The organism is Nocardioides nitrophenolicus (assembly GCF_016907515.1).
GTDB classification, from domain to species: Bacteria; Actinomycetota; Actinomycetes; order Propionibacteriales; family Nocardioidaceae; genus Nocardioides; species Nocardioides nitrophenolicus.
Genome location: NZ_JAFBBY010000001.1, coordinates 3,873,613 through 3,891,036, shown reverse-complemented (window position 1 = coordinate 3,891,036; position 17,424 = coordinate 3,873,613). Strand labels below are relative to the sequence as shown.

At 71.7% G+C, this 17,424-nt stretch carries 13 protein-coding genes; 5 read left to right on the top strand and 8 right to left on the bottom strand.

The window, feature by feature from the left end; genetic code table 11:
- Position 1 precedes the first annotated feature (1 nt).
- Entirely contained in the window at positions 2-922 is a 921-nt protein-coding gene (locus JOD66_RS18785; RefSeq protein ID WP_204838348.1) for an ABC transporter permease, read from the bottom strand.
- Positions 923-949: 27 nt separating this feature from the next.
- The gene (locus JOD66_RS18780) at positions 950-1,759 is read right to left on the bottom strand and encodes an enoyl-CoA hydratase/isomerase family protein (RefSeq protein WP_204838347.1); all 810 of its coding nucleotides are present in this window, start codon (positions 1,757-1,759) and stop codon (positions 950-952) included.
- Positions 1,760-2,024: 265 nt separating this feature from the next.
- Between JOD66_RS18780 and JOD66_RS18775 the strand changes: the two genes are divergently transcribed.
- The 3 genes from JOD66_RS18775 to JOD66_RS18765 are packed head-to-tail and all read left to right on the top strand — an operon-like array spanning position 2,025 to position 5,358.
- Complete coding sequence (locus JOD66_RS18775; protein WP_204838346.1) at positions 2,025-3,383, top strand: dihydroorotase; 1,359 nt, start codon at positions 2,025-2,027, stop codon at positions 3,381-3,383.
- Between the two features lie 60 nt (positions 3,384-3,443).
- Entirely contained in the window at positions 3,444-4,346 is a 903-nt protein-coding gene (locus JOD66_RS18770; RefSeq protein ID WP_141800278.1) for a carbon-nitrogen hydrolase family protein, read from the top strand.
- Positions 4,347-4,353: 7 nt separating this feature from the next.
- The gene (locus tag JOD66_RS18765) at positions 4,354-5,358 is read left to right on the top strand and encodes an LLM class flavin-dependent oxidoreductase (RefSeq protein ID WP_204838345.1); all 1,005 of its coding nucleotides are present in this window, start codon (positions 4,354-4,356) and stop codon (positions 5,356-5,358) included.
- Between the two features lie 67 nt (positions 5,359-5,425).
- On the opposite strand, the gene JOD66_RS18760 is transcribed toward JOD66_RS18765, so the two are convergent.
- A complete protein-coding gene (locus JOD66_RS18760) occupies positions 5,426-7,549 on the bottom strand; it encodes an acetate--CoA ligase family protein (protein WP_204838344.1) in 2,124 nt (707 codons plus the stop codon).
- A 114-nt stretch (positions 7,550-7,663) separates the two neighbouring features.
- Here JOD66_RS18760 and JOD66_RS18755 point away from each other — a divergent pair, with 114 nt between their 5' ends.
- Together JOD66_RS18755 and JOD66_RS18750 are read left to right on the top strand one after the other, a co-directional pair.
- Positions 7,664-8,698: an ABC transporter ATP-binding protein gene (locus tag JOD66_RS18755; RefSeq protein WP_204838343.1), complete on the top strand. Its 1,035-nt coding sequence runs from the start codon at positions 7,664-7,666 to the stop codon at positions 8,696-8,698.
- Positions 8,695-9,807: an ABC transporter ATP-binding protein gene (locus JOD66_RS18750; protein ID WP_204838342.1), complete on the top strand. Its 1,113-nt coding sequence runs from the start codon at positions 8,695-8,697 to the stop codon at positions 9,805-9,807. The genes JOD66_RS18755 and JOD66_RS18750 overlap by 4 nt, the downstream gene beginning before the upstream one ends.
- Positions 9,808-9,888: 81 nt before the next feature.
- Here JOD66_RS18750 and JOD66_RS18745 read toward each other — a convergent pair whose 3' ends face one another.
- The 5 genes from JOD66_RS18745 to JOD66_RS18725 all read right to left on the bottom strand — a co-directional run bounded on the left by JOD66_RS18745 (position 9,889) and on the right by JOD66_RS18725 (position 17,267).
- On the bottom strand, positions 9,889-10,731 hold the full coding sequence (locus JOD66_RS18745; protein WP_204838341.1) for a bifunctional 5,10-methylenetetrahydrofolate dehydrogenase/5,10-methenyltetrahydrofolate cyclohydrolase: 843 nt from the start codon (positions 10,729-10,731) through the stop codon (positions 9,889-9,891).
- A 57-nt stretch (positions 10,732-10,788) separates the two neighbouring features.
- Positions 10,789-12,264: an NAD-dependent succinate-semialdehyde dehydrogenase gene (locus JOD66_RS18740; RefSeq protein ID WP_204838340.1), complete on the bottom strand. Its 1,476-nt coding sequence runs from the start codon at positions 12,262-12,264 to the stop codon at positions 10,789-10,791.
- 11 nt (positions 12,265-12,275) lie between these two features.
- Entirely contained in the window at positions 12,276-13,175 is a 900-nt protein-coding gene (gene purU / locus JOD66_RS18735; RefSeq protein WP_204838339.1) for a formyltetrahydrofolate deformylase, read from the bottom strand.
- 5 nt (positions 13,176-13,180) lie between these two features.
- Positions 13,181-15,634 (bottom strand): GcvT family protein, encoded by a 2,454-nt coding sequence (locus JOD66_RS18730; protein ID WP_204838338.1) that lies wholly within the window; start codon positions 15,632-15,634, stop codon positions 13,181-13,183.
- A 94-nt stretch (positions 15,635-15,728) separates the two neighbouring features.
- On the bottom strand, positions 15,729-17,267 hold the full coding sequence (locus JOD66_RS18725; RefSeq protein WP_204838337.1) for an ABC transporter substrate-binding protein: 1,539 nt from the start codon (positions 17,265-17,267) through the stop codon (positions 15,729-15,731).
- Positions 17,268-17,424: the final 157 nt, after the last annotated feature.

The window sequence follows — 17,424 nt, the reverse complement described above, 5'->3', positions numbered from 1 at the left end:
CTCACAGTCCCCTCTGCCTCGGGTCGACCCACTTGTAGAGCACGTCGACAGCCAGGTTGAGCAACACGAACACGACGGTGCCCAGGAGCACCGCGCCGCGCACGATCGGGTAGTCGCGGCCCTCGATCGCGGTGACCATCAGCCGGCCCATGCCCGGGATGCCGAAGATCGTCTCGGTGAGGACCGCGCCGCCGATCAGCGCTCCGAACTGGAGGCCGATGACGGTCAGCACCGGCCCCAGCGCGTTCTTCAGCGCGTACTTCAGCACGACGGTCCGCTCGGGCATCCCCGCCGCGCGGGCGGTGCGGACGTAGTCGCTGCCCAGCACCTCCAGCATGCTGGAGCGGGTCAGCCGGGTGATCACCGCCAGCGGGTAGGTGCTCAGCGCCAGGGCCGGCAGCACCAGGTGGCCGTAGGTCCCCCAGCCGAAGGCGGGGAAGATCGAGATCTTCACCGAGAACGCGATGATGAGCAGGATCGCGAGCCAGAACACCGGCATCGAGACCAGGGCCAGGACGCCGACGCGGACCACGTTGTCGATCCACGAGTACTGCTTGACCGCGGTGAGGATGCCGACGCCGACGCCGACCGTCACGGCGAGCAGCATCGCGGTGATCGCGAGCGTCGCGCTGACCGAGGCGGTGCGGCCGAGCTCGGAGACGACGTCCCGGCCGCTGCGGTAGGACTCGCCGAGGTCGCCGCCCAGGGCGTCGCCCACGAACGACAGGTACTGGACGACGATCGAGCGGTCCAGTCCCAGCTCGTGGTTGAGCCGCGCGACCTCGTCGGGCGTCGCGTTCTGCCCCAGCAGCAGGGTCGTGGGATCGCCCGGCGCCAGCGAGAGGGCGACGAAGACGACGAAGGCGATGACGAGCAGCAGCGGCACGAGCTGCGCGACGCGCTTGCAGATGTAGAGAGCCATGGCTCCTCCTGTCCGGGACTCGGTCGGTCAGCTCGTCTGGTACGGCGTGTCGCGGGCCGCGAGGAAGGCCCGGAAGCCGTCCTTGGCCCGGATCTCCCGCAGCCGGTCCCGCTCGGGCAGCCCGGTCGAGTCGAGCACGAGGGTGTCGGCGAAGCGGTGCCCCATCTGCAGGCCCTTGAAGCCCTGGGTGTCGAGCATCATCCGCACCGACCGCTTGACCGACTGCAGGGTGAGCAGCGGCGCGTTCGCGATCCGGTGCGCCAGGGCCAGCGCCTCGCGGTCGACCGCGTCGTCGGCCACCACCCGGTTGACCAGGCCCAGGCGGTAGGCCTCCTCGGCGTCCACGCTGTCACCGGTGAGGTACATGTGGTTCATCAGCTTGAAGTGGGTGAGCCACGGCAGGAGCAGCAGCGGCGACAGCGTCCCGTGCCGGATCTCCGGCTCGCCGAAGGAGGCGGAGCGGCCGCAGATGGTGAGGTCGCCGATCAGGGCGAGGTTGCAGCCGGCGGCCAGCGCGACGCCCTTGACCGCGGTGATCAGCGGTTTGTCGAGGTACCACAGCCGCTCGATCATCCGCGCGTTGCGCTGGGCGATCGCGTCGACCTCCATGGTGGAGGTCGGCGCCGGGTCGTTGACCAGGTCGACGCCGGAGGAGAAGGCACGCTCGCCGTCGGCGGCGAGGACCACGACCTTGACGGCCGGGTCCGACTCGACGTCCTCGATCGCGCGGTTGAGCTCGGCGACCGTCTGCTGACGCAACGCGTTCAATGCGGACGGACGTGCCAGAGTGATCACCGCGACCTGGTCGTCGCGCTCCACCCGGATGTCCTCGAACACTGGCTCCACCGTCCCGCTCTGGTTCGATCATCGAACCGTCGATTCGTTTTGGCTCAATGAACGCCACGACGGACTCCGCTGTCAAGAGTTTGGGCCGGACCGACCGTCGATCCGCACTCCCCAGGCGGGATTCAGGCCAGGTCGATGCGGACGGATCGCCGCGAACTCATTGACACGCCCCGGGGCTATTGGTTCACTGACTGACACTGGTAGTTCAGTCAGTGAACCGATGTCCGGCTCTCGGCCGGGAGGAAGGGCGCAGCGCATGGAGTTCGACATCGCCATCACGGGAGCCGAGCTGGTCGACCCCCAGTGGGGTCAGCGCCAGGCTACGCTCGCCATCCGCGACGGGCGGATCGCGGGGTGGCTCGACCCGGCGGTCCCCGTCGAGGCCCGCGAGGTGATCGACGCGAGCGGGCAGGTCGTGCTCCCCGGCGTGATCGACCCCCACACCCACTTCGGCTACGCGCAGTCCTTCGAGGCCGACGTCGCGAGCGAGACCCGGTCCGCCGCGCTCGGCGGGGTGACCTCGATCCTGTCCTTCTACCGGCAGTACCATGGCCTGGCCCCCGCGCCGTACGCCGAGCTGCCCGAGCTCGCGGCGGCGATAGACCAGTCGGCGCACGTCGACGTGGGCCTCCACTTCGGCATGCTCGCCGAGACCCAGGTCGAGGAGATCGAGAAGTACGCCGGCCAGGGCGTCACCTCCCACAAGTTCTACATGGCCTACCGCGGCCCCGACGGCGCGACCGTCGGCATGGTCAACGAGTGCGACGACGGCCTGCTCCTCGAGGGCCTGGCGAGGATCGCCGCCATCGACGGCGTCGCCTGCATCCACGCGGAGAACACCGACATCGTCAACCGGTCGATGCGGCAGGTGCGGGAGGCGGGCGAGCAGGGCCTGCGCGCCTGGTCGAACGCCCGTCCCGCCTTCGCCGAGGCCGAGAACATCCGCCGGGTCGCCTTCCTCGCCGACCACGTGGACGCGACGATCTACCTGGTCCACATCGGCTCGCGCGAGTCCCTCGACGCCGCCCGGTACGTCCGCGCCAGCGGCAGCCGGGCCTGGGTGGAGACCTGCCCCCACTACCTGACGCACACCTACGACAGCCCGGTCGGCTCACTGGCGAAGATCAACCCGCCGGTGCGCAGCGCCGACGACGTCGAGGCGCTGTGGCAGGGCCTCATCGACGGCTCGGTCGACACCGTCGGCACCGACCACTGCGCCGTACCCCGGGAGAAGAAGGAGGCCGACATCTGGTCGGCCGCCGCCGGCTTCCCGGGCATGGCGACCACTCTCCCGGTGCTGCTCTCCGAGGGCCACCACCGCCGCGGCATGACCTTGCAGCGGGTCGCCCAGGTCCTGTCGGGCAACGCGGCCTCGATCTTCGGCATGCCGCAGAAGGGCACGCTGCGCCCCGGCGCCGACGCGGACGTGGTGATCTGCGACCTCGGCCTGGAGCGCACCGTCCGCCACGAGGAGCTGGGCAGCCTGTGCGACTACAGCATCCTCGACGGCCAGAGCCTGCGCGGCTGGCCGGTCCGCACCCTGGTCCGCGGCGTCACCGTCGCCGTCGACGGCGAGGTCGTCGGCGAGCCGACCGGCGCGTTCATCCATCGCTGATCCGCCTCCCGCGGACGGTGCCCCACCCCTGATGAGGAAGAAGAAGAGGTAGTCCCAGCAATGAAGGCAAAGGTACTGCTGATCCAGAACGGACCGGCGACCACGGACCCCCAGAAGAACGTCGACGACAACCTGGCCCTGGTGGCCGAGGCCACCAAGGACTTCAAGCCCGACTTCGTCCTGTTCAGCGAGCTCTCGAGCACCCAGTACTTCTGCGGCTACAACACGCCCGAGCACTTCCAGCTCGCCGAGCCCATCGACGGTCCCTCGGTCCGCCGCCACCAGGAGCTCGCCAAGGAGCTCGGGGCCTACGTCATCTTCCCGTTCTACGAGAAGGGCGAGGTCAAGGGCGAGTTCTACAACAGTGCGGCCGTCATCGACCGCGAGGGCAACCTGATCCCCGGCGACCTGCCGGACGGGCGCCAGGTGCGGGTCTACCGCAAGAACCACATCCCCGACCAGTGGTCCTACTCCCCCGGCCTCAACGAGCGGTACTACTTCAAGGAGGGCCCGGGCCTGGCGACCTTCAAGACGGAGTACGGCAAGATCTCGATCCTCATCTGCTACGAGCGCTCGTTCCCGGAGGCGTGGCGGGTGCTGGCCCTGCAGGGCTCGAAGATCATGTTCGTGCCGGTCGCCGCCTGGGGACCGAACCGGGCCGACTCGTGGGGCGGGGAGCTGCGCACCGCCGCCATCCAGAACGGCCTGTTCGTGGTCGCCTCCAACAAGGGCGGGCTCGAGGAGACCGAGGGTCCGCGCCACATGTTCGGCGCCAGCCGGATCTTCTCGCCGATGGGCGAGGAGCTCGCGGCCGGCCCGTCCGGCGAGGGCCCGTTCGTGCTCACCGCCGAGCTCGACCTGGACCAGGTCGACCAGCACGGCGTGCGGTACACCTTCTTCCGCGACCGTCGTCCCGAGCTCTACGGCACCCTGAGCGACGACGTCGCCCGCGGCGTCCTCTGAGGCCGCGATGGACGTCGGAGTCTTCCTCGGGTCTCAATACGCGGCCAACGAGGACATCGCGGGCGCGGTCGCCGGCCTGATCGAGCAGACCAGGCTGATCCGCGACACCGGGTACGACGCGATCTGGCTCGGGCAGCACTTCCTGAGCCACCCGGAGCAGTACCTGCAGACGACCCCGCTGCTGGCCCGGCTGGCCGCGGAGGCCGGCGAGATGAACGTCGGCACGAACCTGCTGCTGCTGCCGATGCTCAACCCGGTCGACGTGGCCGAGCAGTACGCGACCATGGACGTCATCACCGGCGGCCGGCTGATCCTCGGCGTGGGCCTGGGCTACCGCGCCGAGGAGTTCGCCGCGATGCAGCTGGACAAGAAGGACCGCGTCGGGCGGCTCGTCGAGGGGGTCGAGATCCTCAAGCGGCTCTGGACCGAGGACCACGTCTCCTTCCAGGGCAGGCACTTCACCCTCGACGACGTCAGCATCGCGCCCAAGCCGCTGCAGAGCCGGCCGCAGATCTGGTTCGGCGCGACGGCGGACAAGGCGATCGAGCGGGCCGCCACCCATGCGGACGCCTGGATCGCCACGTCGATGACCGAGTGGGGCGAGATGAAGCGCCAGGTCGACCTCTACCACCAGGCCCGCGCGGAGGCCGGCCTGCCGCGGGAGGTGCGCTTCGCCAAGTGCGTCGAGCTCTACGTCGGCGACGACAAGGAGAGCGCGCTGCGCGAGGCCGAGCCGTTCATCGGCGCCAAGTACAAGGCGTACTACTCGTGGGGCATGGGCGACAACGTCCCCGGCGAGAGCGGCGCCAACATCAGCGACTTCGCCGAGCTGACCAAGAACCGGTTCATCGTCGGCGGCCCGGAGGACGTCATCGCGGACTGCCTCCACCACCGCGACGTGCTCGGGGTGACCGACCTGATCGTCCGGCTGAACTTCCCGGGCATGCCCAAGGAGCTGGTCCACCGCAACATCGAGCGGTTCGCCACCGAGGTGATCCCCCACATCCGCTGACCCCCCTGCAGCGGCTGGCGCGCCGCGGCACCGCACCCTCGGGTACGGCGCCGCGGCGCTCGTGGGTTCAGGCCCCGGTCGCGTCGTCCTCGCGGATCAGCAGGCAGTCGACGGCGAGCACGCCGCGCTCGCCCACTAGCAGCGGGTTCATCTCGGCGGCCGCGAGGTCGGGCAGTGCCGCGGCCAGCCGGGAGAAGCGCAGCGCGGCGTCCACCAACGCCGACCGGTCCAGCGCCGGTCCGCCCCGGTACCCGGCCAGCAGGACGCCGAGGGCCGAGCCGTCGATCAGCTCCTCGACCTCCGCGGCGCTCACCGGGACCGGTCGCGAGCCGACCGGGCCGAGCAGCTCGGCGAGCACGCCGCCCGGCGCGATCGACAGGCAGCGGCCGACCTGCGGGTCGGCGGTGACGCCGACCAGGCACTCGAGGCGCTCACCCTCGGCCATCGCCTGGACCAGGATGCCGTCGATCCGCGCGTCCGGCTCGGCGCGGGCCACCGCGGCCAGCAGCGCCGCCGCCTCGGCCTCGGCGCTCGCGGGCTCCACCCGCAGCCGCACGCCCCCCGCCTCGGTCTTGTGCGCGATGTCGGGCGACTCGATCTTGAGCACGACGGGGCCACCGAGCTCGCGGGCCGCCGCGGCGGCCGCGGCGGGCGTCGCGACCAGCCGGTACGGCGCCACCGGGATGCCGGCGTCCTCGAGCGCGGCCAGCGCGTCGGCGCCCGCCGCCACCGACGTCGGCGCCGGCCAGTCCCGGGCCGTCACGGGCGGCTCGGACGGGCGGCCGCCCCGAGCCGGCCAGGTGAGCCACGAGCGCAGCGCTGCCAGCGCCGGGCGGATCCCGAGCAGCACCGGTACGCCGGCCGCCCGGGTCGCCTCGGCGATGCCCGGGTCCAGGGCGCCACCGGTCATCGCGACCAGCACGACCGGCTTCGTCGACGTCCGCGCGGCCTCGGCGAGGATCCGCGCCTGACCACGGTAGAAGTCCTCCTGGCCGGGACCGGCCAGGCCCACGTTCATGGCGAAGACGACCACGCCGACGGCCGGGTCGTCGGCGGCGGTGCGCAGCGCGCCGGCCAGGATCGACGGATCCTCGGCCGCGGCGCCGGTCACGTCGAGCGGGTTGTTGACCGCGGCGAAGTCGGGCAGCCCCGCGACCAGGGCCCGGGTGGTCTCCGGGGCGAACCCGGGCAGCGCGACTCCGACCTGGTCCGCCATGTCGGCGGTGAGCCCGCACGCGCCACCGGAGATGGACAGGGCGGCCACCCCCGGCGCGCTCGGACCGGGGCGCCCGGCCAGCGCGGAGAGCAGCAGCAGGGTCTCGCGGAGCTCGTCGAGGTCGTCGACCCGGATGGCACCGACCGAGGCCAGGAGCCCGTCGAGTGCGGCGGCCGCACCGGCGATCGCGCCGGTGTGGGCCAGGGCGGCGCGCCGGCCGGTCTCGGACCGGCCCGCAGCCAGGACCACGACCGCCTTGCCGCGCTCCCGGGCCCGCCGGCAGGCGGCGGCGAACCGGTCGGCGTCGCGCAGACCCTCGACGAAGACGCCGATCACCTCGGTGACCTCGTCCTCGGCGTACCAGGCGAGGTAGTCGCTGACCGTCGCCGAGAGCTCGTTCCCGGTCGTGACGATGGCCGAGAGCCCCAGTCCGCGGCCGATCGCGGAGTCGGTGACGGCGTGGGTCAACGCGCCGGACTGCATGACCAGGGCGACATTGCCGGGCTGGAGCGGGTCGACGATCCGGCCGGAGTAGGCCGCGACGCCGCCCGCGACGTCGAGCACGCCGTAGCAGTTGGGCCCGCACAGGACCAGGTCGTGCTTCGCGACCAGCTCGGCCAGCGCGGCGCCGCGCTCCCCGCCGTGCTCGCCCTCGCCGAACCCGCTGCCGATGACCAGGACCCCGCGGATGCCGCGCTCCGCGGCCTCGCGGACCACGTCGAGGACCCGGTCGGCGGCCACCGCCACGACGACCAGGTCGATCCCGTCGGGGAGCTCGCGCACGGAGGGCACGGCCGGCCGGCCGAGCACCTCGTCGTACCCGGGGTTCACGACGACCACCGGGCCGGCGTAGGCGAAGCGCGCCAGGTTCTCCAGGACCCGGCTGCCGCGGTTGCCCCGCGGCGAGGCGCCGACGACGGCGATCCCACGGGGTGCCACCAGGGGCTGGACGTCGCGGAAGGGCGTGAGAGCCATCGATCTCCGATCTTTTCCGGGCCTACGCTTGTGGGGCTCCGGAACTACGGTTATGTTGATCCAACGGTTTGCCTAGTGAACCACATCGTGATCTGATCCGGCCAGGGAGAGACCATGCCCGTCCACGTCGAGACATCCGGGGTCGTCCTCGAGCTGCGCAACCTCCGCAGTCGGATCGAGACCCAGCGCGGGCCGGTCTTCCCGGTCAACGACGTCAGCCTCGAGTGCCATCGCGGCCGGACCCTCGCCGTCGTCGGCGAGTCCGGCTCCGGCAAGTCGATGACCTTCCTCTCCGCACTCGGCCTGCTGCCGGCCGGCGGAGCCGTCGAGTCCGGCGAGATCGTCTTCGAGGGCCGCACTCTCGACACCTCCACCGTCGCCGAGCAGCGCCGGCTGCGCGGGAAGTCGGTCGGCATGATCTTCCAGGACGCCCTCGCCGGCCTGAACCCCGCCTTCACCATCGGGCAGCAGATCGGCGACGTGATCCGCCACCACGACAAGGTCTCGCGCAAGGCCGCCCGCGCCCAGGCGATCGAGACCCTCGGCCTGGTCGGCATCCCCGAGCCCGCGCAGCGCGTCGACTACTACCCGCACCAGCTCTCCGGCGGCATGCGCCAGCGGGTGATGATCGCGATGGGCATCGCGCTGCGCCCGCAGGTCCTGGTCGCCGACGAGCCCACCACCGCCCTCGACGTCACCGTCCAGGCCCAGATCATGGAGCTGCTGGACCGGCTGCGCACCGAGCTCGGCATGTCGCTGGTCATCATCACCCACGACCTCGGCGTCGTCGCCCGGTACGCCGAGGAGGTCGCGGTCATGTACAGCGGCCGGGTGGTCGAGCGCGGCACCGTCGAACAGATCCTGCAGTCCTCGCTCCACCCCTACACCCGGGCCCTGCGCGACTCGACGCCCCGCCCCGACGCCGACGACGCCGGGCTGCGCGCGATCCCCGGCCAGCCGCCCAGCATCCGCAGCCTGCCGGACGGCTGCGCCTTCCATCCCCGCTGCTCGGTGGCCCGCGACCGCGCGGTGTGCTTCCAGGAGGTGCCGCCGCTGCGCCGGCTGGCCCCCGACGGCCAGCTCACCGCCTGCCACCATGCCGAGGAGCTGCTGCCCATGCCCGTCGTCCGTGAGGGGGTGGGCGCGTGACCGCCCTCGACCCGGAGCTCCAGGACCTGCCCTTCGTCGCCGGCGAGGACGCCGTCCTCCACGTCGAGCACCTCACCAAGCGGTTCGGCCGCACCAGCCGCTGGAGCCGGTCGAGCCGCACCGTGACGGCCGTGGACGACGTGTCCTTCGACCTGCGCCGCGGCGAGACGCTCGGCCTGGTCGGCGAGTCCGGCTGCGGCAAGACCACGCTGAGCCGGATGCTGCTGCGGCTGATCGAGCCCACCTCCGGCAGCGTCGTCGTCGACGGCCAGGAGGTCACCGGCCTCGGCGGCGCCGACCTGCGCCGGTTCCGGCAGCGCGCCCAGGTGGTCTTCCAGGACCCCTACGCCTCCCTGGACCCGCGGCAGCGGATCGCGGCCACCATCGCCGAGCCGCTCACGTCGTCGTCCAAGACCAGGGCGGAGAAGCAGGAGATCGTCACCGGGCTGATGGAGCGGATGGGCCTGCTGCCCGGGCACGCCCACCAGTTCCCCCACCAGTTCTCCGGCGGCCAGCGCCAGCGCATCGGCATCGCCCGGGCGCTGTCGGTCACTCCCCAGCTGCTCATCCTCGACGAGCCGGTCTCCGCCCTCGACGTCTCCATCCAGGCCCAGGTGCTCAGCCTGCTGCAGGACCTGCGCAGCGAGTTCGACCTCAGCTACATCCTGATCTCCCACGACCTCTCCGTCGTACGGCACGTCAGCGACCGGGTGATGGTGATGTACCTCGGCCGCCTGGTCGAGGTCGCCGACAAGCGCGACCTGTTCACCGCGCCACGGCACCCCTACACCGTGTCCCTCCTCTCCGCCGCCCCCGTGCCCGACCCCGCGGTCGAGCGCACCCGCGAGCGCATCGTCCTGCGCGGCGACCCCCCGAACCCCGCCAACCCGCCCTCCGGCTGCGCCTTCCACCGCCGCTGCTTCCACGCCACGGCGATCGCGTCGGGGATGTCCGACGGGGAGGTCACCCAGCTCGACGACGGCAGCCGGGTGCCGACGGCGTGCGTCAGCACGGTGCCGCTGCTCGCGCCGCAGGGGTCCGGGCACTGGTCGGCGTGCCACTTCCCGGTCACCGACGCGGCGGCCGCCGGGGTCACCAGCGCCCTCTGACCGCGGCCGCCGGGCAGGCACGGCTCAGCCGTGCCTGCCCGGCTCAGCCGTGCCTGTCCGGCTCAGCCGTGCCTGCCCGCCTCAGGCGTGCCGGCGCTCCGCGCCGTCCATGGTCTGCGCCAGCAGCGTCGCGATCGTCATCGGCCCGACGCCACCGGGCACGGGGGTGATCCACGACGCCCGGCTCGCCGCGGCGGCGTACTCGACGTCGCCCACGTTGCCCGGGTTGTAGCCCGCGTCGACGACCACGGCGCCGGGCTTGATCCACTCCCCGCGGACCAGCTCCGGCCGGCCGACCGCGGCGACCACGAGGTCGGCCTCGGCGACCCGGTCGGCGAGGTCGCGGGTGCGGGAGTGGCAGAAGGTGACGGTCGCGTCGCGCTCGAGGAGCAGCATCCCCACCGGCTTGCCCAGGATCCGGCTGCGCCCGACCACGACGGCGTGCCGCCCCGCGAGGGGCAGCTCGTAGGCGTCGAGGAGCCGGATGATGCCGCCCGGGGTGCAGGAGGCGAAGCCGGGCTCGCCGAACGACATGGCGGCGAAGCTGGCGAGGGTGACCCCGTCGACGTCCTTGGCGGCGCCGATCGCCTCGAACGCCGCGTGCTCGTCGACGCCGTCGGGGACGGGGTGCTGGAGCAGGATGCCGTCGACGGCGGGATCGGCGGCCAGGGCGGCGATCCGCTCGACCAGCTCCTCGGTCGTCGTCCCCTCCCCGAGCTCGACCCGGACCGACTCCAGGCCGGCCTGGCGACAGCGGTTCTGCTTCATCCTGACGTAGGTGTGCGAGGCGGGGTCGTCACCGACGAGCACCGTGGCGAGCGTCGGGGCGCGACCGACCCGCGCGGCGAAGCGGGCGGCCCGCTCCGCGACGTCGGCGAGCAGCTGGGCGGCGACGGCCTGGCCGTCGAGGATCCGGGCAACCATGAGGGTCCTTCGGGTGCGGCGAGGTCGGGCGAGGTCGGGCGAGGTCAGGGGGCGAGGTCAGGCGGTGAAGGGGTCGGCGATGCCGACGTAGCGCACGTCGAGGTACTCGTGGATGCCCTCGGCGCCGCCCTCCCGTCCGAGACCCGACTGCTTGATGCCGCCGAAGGGCGCGGCGGCGTTGGAGATGACGCCCAGGTTGATGCCGAGCATCCCGGAGTCCACGGTCTCGGCGAGCCGGAGCTGCCGCGCGCCGTCGCGGGTGAACGCGTAGGCGGCCAGGCCGTACTCGGTCGCGTTGGCGAGCGCGACCCCCTCGGCCTCGTCGGCGAAGGTCACGATCGGCGCCACCGGCCCGAAGATCTCCTCGGTGAGCACCCGCGCCCCCGCGGGTACGTCGACCAGCACCGTCGGCGGGTAGAAGTGCCCGGCGCCGTCCTCCGGCGCGCCGCCGGTGAGCACCCGCGCGCCGCGCTGGACGGCGTCGTCGACCAGCTCCTGGACCTTCTTGCGGCTGGGTCCGTCGATCAGCGGTCCGATGTCGACGCCGCTCTCGGTGCCGCGGCCGGTGCGCAGCGCGGCCATCCGCCGAGCCAGCCGGTCGGCGAACTCCTCGGCGACCGAGCGCTGGACCAGCAGTCGGTTCGCGGCGGTGCAGGCCTGGCCCATGTTGCGCAGCTTCGCCGCGAGCGCGCCCTCGACCGCGACGTCGAGGTCGGCGTCCTCGAACACCAGCAGCGGCGCGTTGCCGCCCAGCTCCATCGAGGTCCGCAGCACCTGGTCCGCGGCGTCGCGCAGCAGCCGGCGCCCGACCTCGGTCGAGCCGGTGAAGGAGAGCTTGCGCAGCCGGGGGTCGGCGACCAGCGGGGCCACGACGCGGCTCGCGCTGCTGGTCGGTACGACGTTGAGCACGCCCGCGGGGAGCCCACACTCCTCGAGCAGCTGGGCGAAGAGCAGCGTGGACAGCGGCGTGAGTGCCGGCGGCTTGATGACCATGGTGCAGCCGGCGGCGATCGCCGGGGCGACCTTGCGGGTGACCATGGCCAGCGGGAAGTTCCACGGGGTCACGAACAGGCAGGGCCCGACCGGCCGGTGGTGGACCAGCAGCCGGCTGCGACCGTCGGGCGCGGGCACGTACCGGCCGTCGATGCGCACCGCCTCCTCGGAGAACCAGCGCAGGAACTCGGCCGCGTAGCGGACCTCGCCCAGCGCCTCGGCGAGCGGCTTGCCCATCTCCAGGGTCATCAGCAGTGCGAAGTCGTCGGCCCGCTCCATGGTCCGCTGGTAGGCGAGCCGGAGCAGCTCACCGCGCTCGCGCGGCGGCGTCCGGCCCCAGTCCTGCTGGGCGCGGTGGGCGGCGGACAGCGCGGCCGCGCCGTCCTCGGCGGTGGCGTCGGCGACCTGGGCCAGGACCTGCTCGGTGGCCGGGTCCTCGACGGCGAAGGTCGCGCCGGAGCCGGCGGCACGCCACTCCCCCGCGACGAACAGGTCGGTCCTGACGGTGGCGAGCAGCTCGCGCTCGCGGTCGGTGCTCACGTGGTTCCCTCTCAGCGGAAGACGATGGTGCGGTGCCCGTTGAGCAGCACCCGGTGCTGCACGTGCCACAGGACCGCCCGGGCCAGGGTGTGCGCCTCGGTGTCCCGACCCAGCGCCACCAGGTCCTGGACCGACGCCTGGTGGTCGACACGCGCCACGTTCTGCTCGATGATCGGGCCCTCGTCGAGGTCGGAGGTGACGTAGTGGGCGGTCGCTCCGACCAGCTTCACGCCGCGCTCGTGCGCCTGCCGGTACGGGTTGGCGCCCTTGAAGCTCGGCAGGAACGAGTGGTGGATGTTGATCGCCCGGCCGTCGAGCTCCTTGCACAGCTCGGTCGACAGGATCTGCATGTAGCGGGCGAGCACCACCAGGTCGATGTCGTGGCGGTCGACGAGGTCGAGGAGCGCCGCCTCGGCCTCGGGCTTGGTCTCCCGGGTCACCGGGACGTGGACGAACTCGATGCCGTACCAGGCGGCGATCGGCGCGAGGTCGGGGTGGTTGGACACGATCACCGGGATCTCGATCGGGAGCAGCCCGCTGGACCAGCGGTAGAGCAGGTCCTGCAGGCAGTGGTCGAACTTCGAGACCATGATCAGCACCCGCATCGGCCGGCTGAGCTCGGCGAGGCGGTAGTCCATGGCGAACTCCGCGGCGATGTCGGCGAACGCGTCGTCCAGGTCGGCCAGGGCCGGCGTCGCCTCGGAGCGGCGCATCTGCACCCGCATGAAGAACTGGCCCGAGCCGGTGTCGCCGAACTGGTTGCTCTCCACGATGTCGCAGCCGTGGCGGTAGAAGAAGTCCACCACCGCGCGCACGATGCCAGGACGGTCCACGCACGACAGGGACACCACGATCTCGTCGGAGACCGCAGCCACGGCGCGCTGGGGCGCGGTCAGGTTGCTCTCGCTCATCGACCTCAGCCCTTCAGCCGCGCGCCGGTCGGGTCGAACGGGGCCTTGAGCCCCACCTCGGCGTCGAAGACGACGCCCGCGGCCTCCACCTGGTAGCGACCGGCGCGGACGTAGGCGGCGTCGGCGACCTCGACCTCCGGCTCGACGTACGCCATCGCGGCGAACCGGCCCAGGACGGCGCTGTACGCCGCCGACGTGACGAATCCGCGTGGCTCACCGTCGCGGAGCAGCAGCTCGCCGCCCCACAGCACGGCCTCGGGCGCGTCGACGGTGAGCGACACCAGGCGGCTGCGCGGCCCGGCCTGCTTGGCCTTCTCGACGGCCTCGCGGCCACGGAAGTCGATCCCACCGGCCAGCTTGCAGGTGAAGGTCATGCCGGCCTCGACCGGTGTGCGGTCGGGGGTGAGCTCGCGGCCCCAGGCCCGGTAGCCCTTCTCGATCCGCATCGCGTCGACGGCGTAGTGGCCCACCGCGGTCAGGCCGAGGTCGGCGCCGGCGTCGACCAGGCGCTCGTACGCCGTGACGGCGTACTCGGTGGGGATGTACAGCTCCCAGCCGAGGTCGCCGACGTAGGAGACCCGGGTCGCCCGCACCGGCACCGGGCCGATGTCGATGCGCTGGCTGGTGTAGAACGGGAAGGCCTCGTTGCCGAGGTCGCTGCGAGTCAGCCGCGAGAGCAGGGTGCGCGACTGCGGACCCATGATCCCGAGCACGGCGTACGACGAGGTCACGTCGACGATCTCGGTGCGCGAGCCCTCGGGCAGGTGCCGGTTCAGGTAGTGCTCGTCGCGGGCGGCCTGCGCGGAGCCGGTCACCAGGAGGTACTCGTCCGGCGCGGTGCGGGTCACGGTCACGTCGGACTCGTAGCCGCCCCGGTCGTTGAGGATGCCGGTGTAGACCGTCGTCCCGGGGGCCACGGCCAGGTCGTTGGCGCAGATGTACTGCAGGGCGTCCTCGGCCCCGGGACCGCGCACCAGGAACTTGGCGAACGCCGTCTGGTCGAGCAGGGCCACGCCGTCGCGGGTGGCGCGGTGCTCGGCGTCCACCTGCGGCCGCCAGTTCTGGTGCCCGAAGGAGTACTCCGTGACCCGGGGCGTGCCCTCGGGTGCGAACCAGTTGGGGCGCTCCCAGCCGTTGCGGCTGCCCATCACCGCGCCCCGCTCCTCGAGCAGGTGGTGGATCGGCGAGCGGCGCAGCGGGCGGCCGGACTCGGGCTCGCGGTTCGGCCACGGGATGGCGTAGTGCAGCCCGAGGGTCTCCTTGGTCCGCTCGCGCAGCCAGGACTCGTTGCTGTTGAAGGGCGCGAACCGCCGGATGTCGACCGGCCACAGGTCGCGCTCCGGCTCGCCGGCGACGATCCACTCCGCCATCGCCATGCCGGCGCCGCCGGCGGAGGCGATGCCGGTGGAGTTGAAGCCGGCCAGCACGTACATGTTCGGGACCTCGAGCGACTCCCCCATGATGAAGTTGTTGTCGGGGGTGAAGCTCTCCGGGCCGTTGTAGAACTTCTTGACCCCGGCCCGCTCCAGGGCCGGCACCCGGGTGATGGCGTTCTCCATCAGGATCTCGAACTGGTCCCAGTCCTCGTCGAGCAGCTGGAAGACGAAGGGGTCGGGGATCTCGTGGGGACCCACCCACGGCTTGGCGTCGGGCTCGAAGCCACCCATCACCAGGCCGCCGACCTCCTCCTTGAAGTAGATGAAGCCGTCCTGGTCCCGCATCACGGGCAGGTCCCGGTGCACGCCCTCGATCGGGTCGGTGACGATGTAGAAGTGCTCCACGGAGTGCAGCGGCACCCGGACGCCGGCCATCGCGCCGACCTGCGCCGCCCACTGTCCGGCGCAGTTGACCACCGTCTCGCACTCGATCGGTCCCCGCTGGGTGTGCACCGTGGTGATCCGCCCGTCGTGCAGGTCCATGCCGACGACCTGGGTCTCCTCGCACACCACGGCGCCGCGGCTGCGGGCGCCCCGCGCCAGGGCCTGGGTGAGGTCGGTCGGGTTGGCCTTGCCGTCACCGGGGAGCCACACCGCGCCGACCAGGTCGTCGGTGCGCATGAGCGGCCACTTCGCCCCGGCCTCCTCCGGCGTCAGCCGGTGCGCCTCGACGCCGAACGCGCGGGCCGTGGCCTGGGTGCGGAGCAGCGAGGTCATCCGCTCCTCGGTGCGGGCCACCGACAGGCTGCCGCAGCGCTTCCACCCGGTCCCGAGTCCGGTCTCCTCCTCGAGCGTCGCGTACAGCTGCGTGGAGTACTGGATCAGCTTCGTCATCGCGTCGGTCGGGCGGAGCTGGCCCACCAGGCCGGCGGCGTGCCAGGTCGTCCCTCCCGACAGCTTGCCCTGCTCCAGCACCACCACGTCGGTGACGCCGAGCTTGGTCAGGTGGTAGGCGACGCTCGTGCCGATGATGCCGCCGCCGATGATCACGACCTGTGCTCGGGACGGCTGGGGGGAGACCATGCGCTTCTCTTTCTCGTGCGCTCGCGGAAGTGGGTGCTGAGGTGGGTGGAGGGTGGAGGTGGGGTGCCGGGCGGGAGTCCGGCACCCCACCCGCTCAGTCGACCGTCGTCTTGCTGAGGTCGATGAGCTCGGAGGTGGTCGTGTGGAAGTCCTCGACCCCCTTGCGGGCGGCGAAGGAGTTCACCATGTGGTAGATCGGGATCACCACGGCGTCGTCCTCGACCAGCTGGCGCTGGACGTCCTGCATCACCTGGTTGCGCTCGTCGCTGCCGACCTCCAGGGTCGCGAGCGAGTCGATCTCCTGGTCGACCGCCGGGTCCTTGAACTGCGACATGTTGTTGACGGCGTCGCTGCGGAAGACCCGGACCAGCATGTCTCCCGGGTCACCGGAGCTCATCCCCCAGCCGAGGTAGTACATCTCGGTCTTGTGGTCGAGGAGCGACTGGTACCAGGTGCCGGGCTCCTGGACGTCGAGCTTGAGCTCGATGCCGACCTCGGCCAGCTGCTGCTGGACGACCTCGCCGATCTCCTTGTCCTTGAGGTAGCGCGCCGAGGGCATCGTCAAGGTGAGCTTCGGGTTCGGCTCCCCCGCCTCGGCCAGCAGGCGCTTGGCCTCCTCCGGGTCGTAGTCGAGCTTGATCGGCGGGTCGTTCTCGAGGAACTCGGGCGAGACCAGGCCGGCGTCGGCCGCGTTGCCGACACCCTCGAGGACGTCGTCGACGATCGCCTTGCGGTCGATGGCGTGCGCCACGGCCTTGCGGATGAGCGGGTTGGGGACCGTCTGCAGGTTGAAGCCGAGGAAGATCGGGCGGGCCTTCGGCTCGGTGATGGCGTAGAAGTCGTCGCCGAGGTCCTTGAGCTGGTCCGGCGGCGGGTTCTCGATCACGTCGATGTCACCGGCCTGCAGCGCGCTGAATCGGGTGCTGGCCTCGGGGATCGGGACGAACTCGACCTTGTCCACCTTGGGCTTGGTGCCCCAGTAGTCGGGGTTCACCTGGAAGGACATCTTGGTGTCGGGCACCCAGTCGACGAAGGTGTAGGGACCGGTGCCGACCGGCTCCTTGGCCAGCTGCTTCTCGTCCTTCTCCGCCAGCGCCTTGGGGCTGATGATGGCCGAGACCAGCACGGTCAGGTTGTTGAGGATGCTGGAGAACGGCTTGGTGAGCACGATCCGCGCCGTCATCGGGTCGGGGGTCTGCACCTCCTTGATGACGCCGAGGAAGCCCTTGCCCTGGGACTGGGTCGCGGCCCGCTCGAGGCTCTGCTTCACCGCCGCGCTGTCGAAGTCGGTCCCGTCGTGGAACTTCACGCCCTCGCGCAGGGTGAAGTCCCACTCCGTCGGGGAGGCCTGCTCCCAGGACGTCGCCAGGCCGGGCTCGAAGCCGCCGCTGTTGGTCAGCTTCACCAGGGTCTCGTAGACGAGGTTGTCCCGGGTGAAGTCGCCCGCGAGGACGAAGTTCGGCGGATCGAGGCTCTGCGCGTCAGATGCCATGCCGATCCGGAGGACCTGGTTCTCGTCGCCATCCGAGTCACTGCTGCCGGAGAGCCCGCCACAGGCACTGATCACCAGTGCGCCGACGCACAGGCCGACGAGCACCGCGCTGCGCCGGAGTGCGTGCGAAAATCGCGCCATCGCCTCACCTTTCAAGTCGCCCAGGCAACCACGCCCGATTGCGGCCGCTGGTTCATTAGATAAACCGTTGATCCGAAATAGTGATCTCGCCCACCGCCCGTGTCAATAGGTGGCGCCGGATTGCCCGAACCGCCCGAGGGAGCCGGTGCCGAGCCGC